The organism is Curtobacterium sp. MCLR17_032 (assembly GCF_003234795.2).
Lineage (GTDB): Bacteria > Actinomycetota > Actinomycetes > Actinomycetales > Microbacteriaceae > Curtobacterium.
Genome location: NZ_CP126268.1, coordinates 1,035,894 through 1,050,067, shown reverse-complemented (window position 1 = coordinate 1,050,067; position 14,174 = coordinate 1,035,894). Strand labels below are relative to the sequence as shown.

The following is a 14,174-nucleotide window of genomic DNA, read 5'->3' as shown; positions in this document are numbered from 1 at the left end:
GGGACGAACTGTGGAGGGACCCGCTCGTCGTCCAGCCTGTGGAGGGAGGAGCCGACCTGTCCGACGAGGGGCTGTGGAGAGTGGGAACGCTCCACAGTGCGCCCCTGAACGGCGGACATCACAGGGGTGCGCCGATACGTTGGCCCAGTTCATCTCTCCTGGAGGCACGTTTGCACACCTGGCCCGGCAACCCCTACCCGCTCGGCGCGACCTACGACGGCAGCGGCACGAACTTCGCCGTGTTCAGCGAGGTCGCCGAAGGGGTCGAGCTCTGCCTGTTCGATGCCGACGGGACCGAAGAGCGCGTCCGCCTCGTCGAGGTCGACGCGCACGTCTGGCACGCTTACCTCCCGACCGTCGGCCCCGGGCAGGAGTACGGCTTCCGCGTCCACGCGCCGTACGACCCGGCGAACGGCGTCCGGTCGAACCCGGCGAAGCTCCTGCTCGACCCGTACGCCAAGGCGACGAGCGGCGACATCGACTGGGACCAGTCGCTCTTCTCGTACACGTTCGGCGACCCGGACTCCACGAACGACGAGGACTCGGCCGCACACATGGTGAAGGGCGTGGTGATCAACCCGTTCTTCGACTGGCAGGGTGACCGGGCTCCCCGGATCCCCTACGGCGAGACCGTCATCTACGAGGCACACGTCAAGGGCCTCACCGAGACGCACCCGGACGTGCCGGAGGACCAGCGCGGCACCTACGCCGGCGTCTCGCACCCGGCGGTCATCGAGCACCTCCAGCGTCTGGGCGTGACGACGCTCGAGCTGATGCCGGTGCACCAGTTCGTGAACGACTCGACGCTGCAGGACAAGGGGCTGTCGAACTACTGGGGCTACAACACCATCGGGTTCTTCGCGCCGCACTCGCACTACTCGTCCTCGGGCGACGGCGGGCAGCAGGTGCAGGAGTTCAAGACGATGGTGCGGGAGCTGCACCGCGCCGGCATCGAGGTCGTCATCGACGTCGTCTACAACCACACCGCCGAGGGCAACCACCTCGGTCCCACGCTGTCCTTCCGCGGCCTCGACAACGCCGCGTACTACCGGCTGATGGACGACGACAAGCGCTACTACATGGACGTCACGGGGACCGGCAACTCGCTCAACGTCGGGCACCCGCACTCGCTGCAGCTCATCATGGACTCGCTCCGCTACTGGGTGACCGAGATGCACGTCGACGGCTTCCGCTTCGACCTGGCCGCCGCCCTCGCCCGGGAGTTCTACGAGGTCGACCGGCTCTCCGCCTTCTTCGAACTGGTCCAGCAGGACCCGATCGTCTCGCAGGTGAAGCTCATCGCCGAGCCGTGGGACGTCGGCCCCGGCGGCTACCAGGTCGGCAACTTCCCGCCGCAGTGGTCCGAGTGGAACGGCAAGTACCGCGACACCGTCCGCGACTTCTGGCGGGGCGAGCCCTCGACCCTCGGGGAGTTCGCGTCACGCATCTCGGGGTCCGCCGACCTGTACGAGCACGACGGCCGCACGCCCAAGGCGAGCATCAACTTCATCACCGCCCACGACGGCTTCACGCTGTACGACCTGGTCGCCTACAACGAGAAGCACAACGACGCCAACGGCGAGGACAACAACGACGGCGAGAGCCACAACCGCTCGTGGAACTCGGGTGCCGAAGGCCCCACGGACGACGCCGAGGTCAACGCCCTCCGGCTGCAGCGCCGCCGGAACTTCATCGCCACGCTGCTGCTCAGCCAGGGCGTGCCGATGATCGCCCACGGTGACGAACTCGGTCGCACGCAGCAGGGCAACAACAACGTCTACGCGCAGGACTCCGAGCTGAGCTGGATCGACTGGGCGACCGCCGACGACGAACTCATCCAGTTCACCGCCGACGTCGTGAAGCTCCGCCACGACCACCCGACGTTCCGACGGACCCGGTACTTCAACGGACGCCCGGTCCGCCGCGGCGAGGGCGAGCCGCTGCCCGACGTGGTGTGGCTGACGCCGGCCGGCGACGCCATGCAGCCGGAAGAATGGGACTCCGGCTTCGGCAAGAGCGTCGGCATGTACCTGAACGGCGAGGGCATCCGCGGACGCGACGCCCGCGGCGAGCGCGTCACCGACGTGGCCTTCCTGACGTACTTCAACGCCCACGACGGCGTCGTGACGTTCACGCTGCCGCCCGAGGAGTACTCCCCCGGGTGGACGGTCCGCATCGACACGGCTGAACCCGGAGCGCGTGAGGAGGTCCTCGAAGCCGGGGACGCCCTCGACGTCCCGGCCCGCTCGATGATCGTCCTCCGAGCAGAGCCCGAGCACGAGATCCAGCGGACGCCCGTCGACACCACGGCGCACACCGCCGCCGACCCGTCCTCCGACACAGCCGAGCAGTCCGACCCGGACCACCCGGCGGCGACTCCGGCGAACCCCGCCGCCTCGGCGACCCCGAGCGCGGCCGGGACCCCCGGAGCCTCCGGTGTCCCGAGCACGACGAGCCTCCCGGAAACGACGAGCCCCGCCAGCACCACCGGTCCCGACAACGTCACCGCGACGACCGGAACCACCGCACCCGAGACGTCCGACCCCGGGACGCCCGACTCTGACACCCCTGGGAGTGCCGCATGACCCGCCGGAACCCGACCTCGACGTACCGTCTGCAAGTCACCGCCGACTTCGACCTGAGCGCCGCACAGGACGTCGTCGACTACGTCCGTGACCTCGGAGCCGACTGGCTGTACCTGTCGCCCGTGCTGCAGGCGGAGCCCGGCTCCGGTCACGGGTACGACGTCGTCGACCACACCCACGTCGACACCGAGCGTGGCGGTGACGACGCACTCCGAGCCCTCGCCGAGGCAGCACACGCGGCCGGGCTCGGTGTCCTCGTCGACGTCGTCCCGAACCACGTGGGCGTCGCGACCCCGGCGGTGAACCCGTGGTGGTGGTCGCTCCTCGAGCAGGGCCAGGAGTCGCCCGTGGCCTGGGCGTTCGACATCGACTGGGCCGCAGGCGACGGCCGCGTGCGCATCCCGGTGCTCGACGACCGGCTGCTCGACGCCGTCACCCTCGACGCGGGCACTCCGGACGGCAAGCCCCCGCGTCTGCTCGTCGGTGAGACGGAGTACCCGACCGCGCCCGGCACCGTGCGCGACGGCGACGACGTCGAGACCGTGCACGCCCGACAGCACTACGAGTTCGTGCACTGGAAGCGTGCCGACTCGGAGCTGAACTACCGCCGCTTCTTCGCGGTGAACACCCTCGCCGCGATCCGCGTCGAGGAGCCCGAGGTGTTCGCCGCCTCGCACAGCGTCATCGGTTCCTGGTTCCGCGACGGTCTCGTCGACGGCCTGCGCATCGACCACCCGGACGGGCTGTACGACCCGGCCGGGTACCTCGACGACCTCGCCGACCTGACCGGTGGCGCGTACACCCTGGTCGAGAAGATCCTCGAGCCCGGTGAGCTGCTGCCGTCGTCCTGGCCGGTGGACGGCACCACCGGGTACGACGCACTCGGGTTCATCGACCGGGTGTTCGTCGACCCGGCCGGCGAAGGCCCCCTCACGGCTCTGGAGGACCGGCTCCGCGGCGAACACGTCGCCTGGAAGGACCTCATCCACGGGACCCGTCGTGGCATCGCCGACGGCATCCTGAACAGTGAAGTCCGACGTCTGGCGCGCCTCCTGGTCGTCGATCCGACCGTCCAGGCCGACGGCGCCCCGGTGTCCGAGGACCGGATCGTCGATGCCGTGGCGGAGATCGTGGCGAGCTTCGAGGTGTACCGCACCTACCTGCCGGAGGGCATCCACCACCTCATCGAGGCACTCGAGGTCGCGGCGGAGTCCCGCCCCGACCTGGCCGACGTCATCGACCGCATCGCGCCGGCGCTCTCCGACGCGGACGACGCGGCCGCCATCCGCCTGCAGCAGACCAGCGGCATGGTGATGGCGAAGGGCGTCGAGGACACGGCGTTCTACCGGACCTCGCGTCTGTCGTCGCTCAGCGAGGTCGGCGGCGACCCGAGCGTGTTCTCGGTCACTCTCGACGAGTTCCACGCCGCCCAGCGCGAGCGGCTCGCCAGCTGGCCGCACGCCATGACGACGCTGACGACGCACGACACGAAGCGCAGCGAGGACACCCGTGCCCGCATCGCCGTCCTCGCCGAACTCGGCGAGGAGTGGACGGCGGCCTTCGATCGTCTGAACGCACTGGCGCCGCTCGAGGACGGCGTCTTCGCGGACCTGCTCTGGCAGGCGATCGTCGGAGCGCGTCCCGCCTCCCGCGAGCGCCTGCACGCCTACGCCGAGAAGGCGTCACGTGAAGCCGGTGACAGCACGACGTGGACCGAGCCGAACGAGTCCTTCGAGCAGCAGATGCACGCCCTCGTCGACGCCGCGTTCGACGACCCCGACGTGGTCGCTGAACTCGACGCGCTGGACGAGCGGATCGACGCTGCCGGTTGGTCCAACGGCCTCGGCGCGAAGATCCTGCAGCTCACCGCTCCCGGTGTCCCGGACGTCTACCAGGGCACCGAGGCGTGGGACCGTTCACTCGTCGACCCAGACAACCGTCGACCCGTGGACTACACCGAACGCCGACACGTCCTCGCCTCGCTCGACGGCGCCGACGACGACGGCCCGGACAGGCTGCCCGGCATCGACCTCGGTGCCGCCGCGAAGACCCTCGTCACGAGCCGCGCGCTCCGACTCCGTCGGGACCACCCGGAGCTGTTCACCCGGTACGTCCCGCTCGACGCGACCGGCCCCGCTGCGGACCACGTGGTCGCCTTCGACCGTGGCGGAGCCGTGACGGTCGCCACGCGCCTGCCCGTCGGCCTCGACGCAGTCGGTGGGTGGGCGGACACGCTCCTGCACGTCGTTCCGGCGGAACGCGTGGACCTGCTGACCGGGAGGCGCTTCCCGGCTGACCGGGACCTCCTGCTCGACGAGGTCCTCACCGACTTCCCCGTCGCGCTGCTCGTACCGGCGGACGTCGTCGACGGAGCCGGACACGACGCGGCGGAGGGCACGGCATCGGGCACCAGCAGCACGAGCACCAGCAGCAGCACCAGCACCAGCACTGATGACACCGAGACCGACGCGCAGGCCGACGTCGAGATCCTGGAGGGTCACGCATGACCAGTCCCGACCGCTACGGCGTCTGGGCCCCCGAACCCGAGAACGTCCGACTCGTCGTCGACGGCACCGAGCACCCGCTCACACGCGGGGACGACGGCTGGTGGACGACGGACGACGTCCTGCCCGTCGTCGGAGCGCGCTACGGCTTCCGCATCGACGGGGACGACGCCGTCCGACCCGACCCGCGCAGCCGCTTCCAGCCCGAGGGCGTGCACGGCCCGTCCGAGGTCGTGGACCCGGAGCGCTTCCGCTGGACCGACGATGCCTGGACCGGTCGTCCGGCCCGCGGCGGTGTCATCTACGAGATGCACATCGGCACGTACACCCCAGAGGGCACCCTGGACGCCGCGGCCGCCAAGCTCGAGCACCTGGTCGAGCTCGGTGTCGAGTTCGTCGAACTCCTGCCGGTCAACGGTGTCAACGGCGAGTGGAACTGGGGCTACGACGGTGTCGCGTGGTATGCGGTGCACGCGCCCTACGGTGGCCCCGACGCCTACGACCGCTTCGTCGACCGCGCGCACGCGCTCGGCCTCGGTGTCATCCAGGACGTCGTCTACAACCACCTCGGACCCAGCGGCAACTACCTGCCGCTCTACGGTCCGTACCTGGTGCAGGGTCTGGCCAACACGTGGGGCGACTCGGTCAACGTCGAGGAGCCCGAGGTGCGCCGCTACGTGCTGGACAACGTCCGGATGTGGTTCCGCGACCACCACGTCGACGGACTGCGACTCGACGCCGTGCACGCCATCCGCGACACGACCCGCCCGCACATCCTGGCGGAGATGGCCAGCGAGACCGACGCGTTCTCGTCCTTCACCGGCAAGCCGCTGTCCCTGATCGCCGAGTCCGACCTCAACGACCCGGTCATGTTCCGGCCGCGTGAAGCCGCCGGCTACGGGCTGGCCGGTCAGTGGTCGGACGACTTCCACCACGCCGTGCACGTCGCGGTCACCGGCGAGACGAACGGCTACTACGCCGACTTCGCACCGCTGACCGCGCTGGCCAAGGTCCTCGACCAGGGCTTCTTCCACGACGGCACCTGGTCGTCGTTCCGTGGCAAGCGTCACGGCCGTCCGATCGACCGCGGCACCTCGCCGACGACCGCTCTCGTCGTGGCGAACCAGAACCACGACCAGATCGGCAACCGCGCCGCCGGGGACCGCCTGGCGGCGACGGTGTCCGACGAGGGCCTGGTCATCGCCGCGGCGCTCACCCTGCTCGGCCCGTTCACGCCGATGCTCTTCATGGGCGAGGAGTTCGCCGCCACTACCCCGTGGCAGTTCTTCACCTCGCACCCGGAGCCGGAGCTCGGCAAGGTCACCGCCGAGGGTCGGATCAAGGAGTTCGCCGAACACGGCTGGGACGAGTCGACCGTGCCGGACCCGCAGGACCCGACGACGTTCACGAACTCGAAGCTCGACTGGTCCGACGTCGACTCCGAGCGTGGCGCCCGGATCCTCAACGCGTACCGGGTTCTCGTCGCCCTCCGGCGGACCGACGAGGCCTTCGTGGACCACCGGTACGAGGCGAACGCGGTCCGTTTCAGCGAGGACGAGCGGTGGCTCGTGCTGACCCGCGGTCTGCTCGGCCCGACGGCAGCACCGGTGCACGTCGTCGTGAACCTGTCCGACGACCCGGCGGAGGTCCCGCTCGTCGGCGCCACCGGCGAGGTGCTGTTCAGCTTCGGTGACGCCGACTTCGACACCGACGGCGTCCGCTTCGCCGGCCGTGGGCTCGTGGTGGTGCGCTGACCTGCGCAACCCCGTGACGGACGGGAGGCCCGGTACCAGCTGGTACCGGGCCTCCCGTCCGTCAGGCGGTGGGTTCCGCTCAGGCGGGGCGCTTGGCCGGTGACACGTTCTTCGACGCGTCGCGCTCCGGGATGTCCCCGAGCGCCTCGTCGATGCGCGCCATCGTGTCGGCGTCGAGCGTGATGCCCGCTGCCTTCACGTTGTCGGTGACCTGCGACGGACGCGAGGCGCCGACGATGGCCGACGCGACGTTCTCGTTCTGCAGGGTCCAGGCGATGGCGAGCTGCGCGAGCGTGAGCCCGGACTCGTCGGCGACCGGCTGGAGACGCTGGACGGCCTCGAGGACCTCGTCGCGCATGAACCGCTTGATCATGTCCGCGCCGCCCTTCTCGTCCGTGGCGCGCGACCCCTCGGGGAGCGGCTGTCCCGGCTTGTACTTGCCGGTGAGGACGCCCTGGGCGATCGGCGACCAGACGATCTGCGACAGGCCGAGCTGCTTCGAGGCGGGGACGACCTCTCCCTCGATGACGCGCCACAGCATCGAGTACTGCGGCTGGTTCGAGATGAGCTGGAAGCCGAGCTCCTTCGCGAGGGCGGCGCCGGCACGGATCTGCTCGGCGGACCACTCGCTGACGCCGATGTAGAGCGCCTTGCCCTGGCGGACGACGTCCGCGAAGGCCTGCATGGTCTCTTCGAGCGGGGTCTCGTAGTCGAAGCGGTGTGCCTGGTAGAGGTCGACGTAGTCGGTCTGCAGACGCTCGAGCGAGCCGTTGATCGACTCCATGATGTGCTTGCGGCTGAGGCCGACGTCGTTGTGCCCCATCGGGCCGGTCGGCCAGTAGACCTTCGTGAAGACCTCGAGGGACTGACGGCGCTCGCCCTTGAGTGCTTCGCCGAGGACCGTCTCGGCTGCCGTGTTCGCGTAGGTGTCCGCGGTGTCGAACGTCGTGATTCCGGCGTCGAGCGCAGCCCGCACGCACTGGGTGGCGACGTCGTTCTCGACCTGCGAGCCGTGCGTCAGCCAGTTGCCGTAGGTGATCTCCGAGATCTTGAGACCGGAGTTGCCGAGGTACCTGAATTCCATGGTGTCGACGCTACTGGAGTGAGCGCGCACGCGGGAGGCCGTGGCAGTACCTGTGGACAGCAGACAGTGGTGCCCGCGCCGTGTGGTTCCGGCCGGCTCCACTCGGGCCGGCCGGTGAAGGGGCGAGCCCGGTCGGCGAACGGGCGAGCCCGGTCGGCGAACGGGCGAGCCCGGTCGGCGAACGGGCGAGATGCCAGACCGTGCACCCCCGGGCCCCAGCCCACCCGTCCCTCCGGTCCCACGTGTCCCCCGCGCCCCGTCCTTCTCGTCCCTCCCGTCCCTCCCGTCCCCGTCGAGCGGGCGGAATACCAGAGCGAACCCGCCGCAGAGAGGACGTTCTCGCCCACTCACCGCGTCGCCCGCTCGCCGCGTCGCCGCGTGCGCCCACTCACCGGGCGCGGGCTCGACCAGGTCGCTATCGGGCGAGACCGCACGCTCCCTCTGGGTGCCCCACCGGCGAGTGGGCGGAAAGCGGACTCGATCAGGCCTGCTCGCCCACGATTGCGCCCGCTCGCGTTGCGCGGCCTTTCCTGCACATCTCGCCGCCCTCCACATGAATCCACACTGGAGGCACGCCCCGCCCCCGCCGTGCTGGTGCGGTTCCAGCATGGACGGCATGTCTCCGAAGACCCCGCTTCCCCAGGCTTTGCGCCGGACGCCGTTCCGTGTGCGCCGCGCGCTCCACATGGGTGTGCCGCGCGGCCGACTCGATGCCCGAGACCTCCGCCGGCCCTTCCACGGCATCCGATGCGCGACCCAGCCCCGGACACCGGACGAACTCGCCCGGGCACTCGCTCCGAGACTGCGCGGCGATCAGGTCTTCAGCCACACCACTGCCGCCATGCTGCTCGGCGTCCCCCTGCCCCGTCGACTCGAGCGCGACCCACGCCTCCACGTGACGACGATCGGGACGGACCAGGCGCTCCGGGTCCGCGGGTCGGTCGGCCATCGTGCACGCGCCGGATCCGTCCGCGTCGTCCACAGCCGGGGTGTGCGGCTGACGCACCCTGCCGACACCTTCACCGCTCTTGCTTCGTCGCTCTCGCTGGACGAACTCATCGTCGCCGGAGACGCCCTCGTGGGATGGCTCGGATGGGTGACGGTCCCTGAGCTCGTGGCAGCGGTCCGCCGACGTCGAGGGTGCCGCGGCGTCGTGAAGCTCCGCGCAGCGATCGCTGAGATCCGGACCGGCTCCCGCTCCCCCGGCGAGACACGGACGCGCCTCGTGCTGACCCGGGCGGGGCTTCCACAACCTGCGTTGAACCATGACGTCGTCGTGGACGGGCGGTGGGTGGCATGCGTCGACCTCGCGTACCCGGACGCCCGCGTCGCGATCGAGTACGAGAGCGATCTGCACCGGTCCGACCCTGTGACGTTCCGGAAGGACCTGACTCGGGGTGAACTGCTCAAGGACGGCGACTGGTGGCTGGTCCGAGCGACCGCGGACGACGTCGGACCTGCGGTCGACCGTTTCGTCGGCAGGATCCACCGACTCCTCACCGTGGGGAGAGCGGGTCCACATCGCCCATGAGCGACACTTCAGTGAACAATGGTTGACGCTTCAACCAAAGCGATGCAGAATGGGCTACGATCAGGTTCGATGCAGGCGCATGCAATGCCGCGCCCGCCCCATGACTCATCGCTCGAAGAAGGACACACCATGGCTCTCAACGCCTCCGCCATCCCCGGCTACGTCACCGGCACCTGGAAGCTCGACCCGACCCACTCCGAGGTCAGCTTCTCGGTCCGCCACCTCGCGATCAGCAAGGTCAAGGGCAAGTTCGAGCAGTTCGACGCGACCCTCGTGACCGCTGAGAACCCCCTCGACACCAAGCTCGAGGCATCCATCGACGTCTCCAGCATCAACACGAACCAGGCGCAGCGCGACCAGCACCTCGCCACCGGCGACTTCTTCCTCACCGAAGAGCACCCGCACATGGTCTTCCGTTCGACCGGCATCCGCGAGGACGGCGACGACATGCTCATCGACGGCGAGCTCTCGCTGCGCGGCGTCACCAAGCCCGTGACCCTGAAGACCGAGTTCGGTGGCGTCACCACCGACGGCTACGGCCAGACCAAGCTCGGCGCCGAGGCCACCACCAAGATCGACCGCACCGAGTTCGGCGTGAACTGGAACGCGGCTCTCGAGGCCGGCGGCTTCACCCTCGGCAACGACGTCACGATCAACCTCGACGTCCAGTTCGTCCTCCAGGCGGCCTGACCTCTCCCCCACACGAAGCCCCGGCGCCCTCGGCGTCGGGGCTTCGTGCTGTCCGGGCAACGCTGACCCGACGACGACCCCTGATCCCGCCGCTCATACTCCGAGCGGCGCTCGCCGTCCGCCGTCCGCCGACCGCCTCCAGCCGAGCGCGTGAGCCGTACCCGCGACGCTCCGTGCGCTCTCTTCCCAGCCGAGCGGGCGGAACACCAGGGCGATCACACCCGTCTCCGCGGTATGTCGCCCACTCGCCCACCGCCGACCCGGTCACCAGCCACGCACCGGCCCCCGGGCCACCAGCCATCGCCAGCCACCGCCACGCGACGCCCCGTCCAGACGAGCGGGCGGAACACCAGGGCGATCACACCCGTCTCCGCGGTATGTCGCCCACTCGCCCACACCACCGGGCCCACGCGCGACCGCACCACCTCGGAACTGGACGTCAGCGTGGTCCGTCACCAGCGCCTCCCGTCACGCCGAGCGGTACCGTGAGGATCGCTCCGGCGCACCCGAGGGAATCCGCCCCCTGGCCGCGGAGTTGCACGCATCACCGCTGCACACGAGCACGTCCGACACTGAGGTCGAGACGTCGCCCGCCGACGAACAGGAGCACCCCGATGTCCACCGACTGGATCACGTTGCAGACCCTCGCCGTGGCCGAGTTCGGCCGCCGTGTCGCCGCGGTGACCGACTGGGACGCGCCGACCCCGGACTCTGAATGGACGACGCGCGACCTCGTCGCACACGTGGTCGACGAGCAGCGATGAATCCCGAAGCTCCTCACCGGTAGCGACCACGAACAGGCCGCAGCCGACCTCGAACCGATCGGTGAAGACCTCCTCGCCGAGTGGCAACGGCACTCCAGCACCGCCATCGAAGCGTGGCAGCGCACTCCGAAGGACACGCCGGTGCACCTGTCGACGGACGTGGTGCAGGCTGGCGAGTACCTCGCGGAGCAGACCAGCGACATCACGATCCACACGTGGGACCTGGCCCGCGCGACCGGCAGCGACGAACACCTGCCGGACGAGCTCGTCGATGCGGTGTGGACGCACTTCGAGCCGCAGATCCAGTCCCTCGCGGCGACCGGGCTGTACGCGGCTCCAGTGCAGGTGGACGACGATGCTCCCCTGCAAGTCCGGCTGCTCGCGGTGACCGGGCGAGATGCCCGGGTCCCCGCCTGACGCACCCCGCAGAAACACCCACTCACGCACCCCACACACCCGCCCACGCCACACACCCGCTCAACACCGCGCAGGAACGCCCGCTCACGCCCGCCCCGCAGGAAGGCCCTCTGACGCACCCGTCGAGAAGGCCCGCACCCCGCACCCCGCACCACCCGCCACGGAAGGACCCCGCATGTCCGACACCCCCACCGTCCCGACAGTCCGCCTCGGCAACACCGGCCTCGAGATCTCGAGCGTCATCCTCGGCATGATGTCCTACGGCGACCCGACCATGGGCTCGCACGCCTGGAGCGTCGGCATCGACGAAGCGCGCCCCTTCGTCCGCCGGGCATTCGACGCCGGCATCACCACCTTCGACACCGCGAACGTCTACTCGGCGGGCAGCAGCGAGGAGATCACGGGCGAACTCCTCAAGGAACTCGCCCCGCGCGAGGAGGTCCAGGTCTTCACGAAGGTCTTCAACCGCATGCGACCGGGCCGGAACGGCGCCGGGCTGTCCCGCGCGGCGATCATGCACGAGATCGACGCTTCCCTGACGCGCCTCGGTACCGACTACGTCGACCTCTACCAGATCCACCGTTTCGACCCGCTCACCCCGGTCGAGGAGACGATGGAGGCCCTGCACGACGTCGTCAAGTCCGGCAAGGCCCGCTACATCGGCGCCTCCAGCATGTGGGCGTGGCAGTTCGCGGAGATGCAGCACGTCGCCGAGCGGCACGGCTGGACGAAGTTCGTCGCGATGCAGGACCAGTACAACCTCCTCGAACGGGAGGAAGAGCGTGAGATGCACCCCTTCTGCGCCCACACCGGCGTCGGCGTGATCCCGTGGAGCCCGCTCGCCCGCGGCAAGGTCACACGCCCGTGGGATGCCCAGGGCTCCGGCTCCCGTTCCGACACGGACGAGTTCGGCAAGACGCTGTACCGCCAGGACGAGGATGCGAACCGCGCGATCGTCGAGGCGGTCGGACAGGTCGCGGAGGCGCGTGGCGCGAGCATGGCGCAGATCGCCCTCGCGTGGGTCGCCGGCAAGCCCGCCGTCTCCGCGCCGATCATCGGCGCGACGAAGGAGCACCACATCGACGACGCAGTCGCTGCGACGGCGATCGAGCTGACGTCCGACGAGGTCGCGCGACTCGAGCAGGCGTACACCCCGCGGGTGCCGTCCGGCTTCTGACGCACCATCCGGACGGGAGGCGCGGTGCCAGCTGGCTCCGCGCCTCCCGTCCGTCATGTCCCCCGCTGGCTCCCCGCAGCGAGCCGCGAGTGCCACGCTCGGCGAGCGGGCGGAATCCCCCGGTCCCTCGGCGCAGACGGCCACGCATTCGCCCGCTCGCTGACGAGAGCGGCGCGGCAAGCGTCGACCGGCCGCCGTCCCTCGCACCGCGGCCCCGCTGAAGGCGAGCGGGCGGAACACCAGGCTGAGCGCGCCGGAACTCGCTCGTTTCCGCCCGCTCGCTGACGAGGGCTTCGGCGGGGTCCTCGAACGATCGCGTTGCTGACCGGTCAGGGGTCCAGCGGGCGGAACACCGCGGTGCCCGGGCGTGGGACCGGTCAGATCCGCCCGCTCGACGCAGCGGGGATGTCGGGTCGGAGTCGGACGGATCGGGACTGAGTTGCGGCGTGAGCGGGCGGAATGCCCGGGGCGACGACGGAGACCGGGGACGAATTCGCCCGCTCGCGCTCGGCGATGCGAGATGACGGCGGCCGGTCGAGCGCCAGCGCAGCGCAGCGCCGCGCCTGCGCCTGCGCCTGCGCCTGCGCCTGCGCAGCGTCAGCGCAGCAGCCGCACGCGCGCGCGTCGCACGTCGGACAGCGCGCGCCGACGCAGTGTGCCTCAGACCGCGCCGAGACCCCGCTCCGCAGCGCCCGCGCCGTCGTCCGCTCCGACCGCACCCGCCGCGCGCGCCTCGGCGGCCTCACGCTCGAGCCGCTCGATCCGCCGCAACGCCGCACGCTCGCTGCCCGACTGACTGCCGAGCACCCCGGTGATGCCGTCGAGGACCAACCCGGTCGCGCGGTCCACGGGCAGCTCGATCGGGCCGAGCATCGGCGCTCGGATGCCGAGCAGCGCCCGGTGCCTCGAGTCGAGGGTCGACACGGCGCCCTGGTAGAGCGCGCGGTACCCGGGTCGGAGCATCGCAGCGAGGGGCGGGTTCTTGATGAAGCGCAGGACCTCCCGGGTCCGGGGCGTCACCGCGAGTTCGCCGCGGTCGAGGTAGCCGTCCATCTGCGCGCGGAGCTCGGCCTCGGTCTCCGGGGCGTCGTGCACGTGCATCAGGCGGCCGGCGATCGCCCACTCGCGGACGTAGGCGTCGGCGCCACCGGGGATCGGCTCCCCCCAACGCTGGGCGGTGCGGAGGAACGCGTCTGTGAACGCGAGGTGCACCCAGCGCGCCAGGTCGGGGTCGTTGGCGGTGTAGGGCCGTCCGGTGCCGTGGCCGTCCACGTACTGACCGCGCACACGTTCGTGGAGCCGCAGCACCCACTCGCTGCCGGAGGTCGCGGTCGCGGTGTCGCCGTGGGTGACGGTGTAGATCCAGCGGATGGTGCCCGCGAGGCGTCCGAACGGGTCCTCCTTGTACCGCGAGTGGTCGGCGACCCCGGCGAGCGCCCCGGGGTGCAGGGCCTGGACGAGGAGGGCGCGGACACCGGCGACGATGGTCTGGTTGCCGCCGTGCACGGACCAGGTGGCGGAGCCGGGGCCGAAGAAGCCGGCGTCGGTGCCCTGCTCGAGCGCGTCCACCCACTCCGGGCTGCCCTGGGTGCTCCCGGTGAAGGTGGCCTGGAGACGGGTGCGGAACGCATCGGTGACGAACGACATGGCCTCATGCTCCGTCGGTCC

10 protein-coding genes are annotated in these 14,174 nt (G+C 70.5%); 8 read left to right on the top strand and 2 right to left on the bottom strand.

Going from position 1 to position 14,174, the window contains the following annotated elements:
* Positions 1-170 precede the first annotated feature (170 nt).
* From glgX to treZ, 3 genes are read left to right on the top strand one after another with little or no spacing between them, the layout of a single operon-like run.
* Complete coding sequence (gene glgX / locus DEI97_RS04940) at positions 171-2,585, top strand: glycogen debranching protein GlgX (protein ID WP_111075927.1); 2,415 nt, start codon at positions 171-173, stop codon at positions 2,583-2,585.
* A complete protein-coding gene (treY, locus tag DEI97_RS04935) occupies positions 2,582-5,092 on the top strand; it encodes a malto-oligosyltrehalose synthase (RefSeq protein WP_111075926.1) in 2,511 nt (836 codons plus the stop codon). Before glgX ends, treY begins: the two co-directional genes overlap by 4 nt.
* Positions 5,089-6,843: a malto-oligosyltrehalose trehalohydrolase gene (gene treZ / locus DEI97_RS04930; RefSeq protein WP_111075925.1), complete on the top strand. Its 1,755-nt coding sequence runs from the start codon at positions 5,089-5,091 to the stop codon at positions 6,841-6,843. The genes treY and treZ overlap by 4 nt, the downstream gene beginning before the upstream one ends.
* Before the next feature lie 79 nt (positions 6,844-6,922).
* Here the strand turns inward: treZ and DEI97_RS04925 are convergent, their stop codons facing one another.
* Positions 6,923-7,927: an aldo/keto reductase family protein gene (locus DEI97_RS04925; RefSeq protein WP_111075924.1), complete on the bottom strand. Its 1,005-nt coding sequence runs from the start codon at positions 7,925-7,927 to the stop codon at positions 6,923-6,925.
* 616 nt (positions 7,928-8,543) lie between these two features.
* On the opposite strand from DEI97_RS04925, the gene DEI97_RS04920 reads away from it, so the two are divergent.
* The 5 genes from DEI97_RS04920 (at position 8,544) to DEI97_RS04900 (ending at position 12,506) form a co-directional block, all read left to right on the top strand.
* Entirely contained in the window at positions 8,544-9,458 is a 915-nt protein-coding gene (locus DEI97_RS04920; RefSeq protein WP_146248267.1) for a putative endonuclease domain-containing protein, read from the top strand.
* Positions 9,459-9,587: 129 nt separating this feature from the next.
* Positions 9,588-10,148 carry a YceI family protein gene (locus tag DEI97_RS04915; protein WP_111076481.1) on the top strand — a complete coding sequence of 187 codons (561 nt, stop codon included), beginning with the start codon at positions 9,588-9,590 and terminating at the stop codon, positions 10,146-10,148.
* Positions 10,149-10,762: 614 nt separating this feature from the next.
* On the top strand, positions 10,763-10,912 hold the full coding sequence (locus DEI97_RS04910) for a maleylpyruvate isomerase N-terminal domain-containing protein (protein ID WP_258376811.1): 150 nt from the start codon (positions 10,763-10,765) through the stop codon (positions 10,910-10,912).
* 141 nt (positions 10,913-11,053) lie between these two features.
* A complete protein-coding gene (locus DEI97_RS04905; protein ID WP_258376810.1) occupies positions 11,054-11,329 on the top strand; it encodes a DinB family protein in 276 nt (91 codons plus the stop codon).
* Positions 11,330-11,504: 175 nt separating this feature from the next.
* Positions 11,505-12,506: an aldo/keto reductase gene (locus tag DEI97_RS04900; protein ID WP_111076480.1), complete on the top strand. Its 1,002-nt coding sequence runs from the start codon at positions 11,505-11,507 to the stop codon at positions 12,504-12,506.
* A gap of 660 nt (positions 12,507-13,166) precedes the next feature.
* Here DEI97_RS04900 and DEI97_RS04895 read toward each other — a convergent pair.
* On the bottom strand, positions 13,167-14,153 hold the full coding sequence (locus tag DEI97_RS04895; RefSeq protein WP_111076479.1) for an oxygenase MpaB family protein: 987 nt from the start codon (positions 14,151-14,153) through the stop codon (positions 13,167-13,169).
* Positions 14,154-14,174 lie beyond the last annotated feature (21 nt).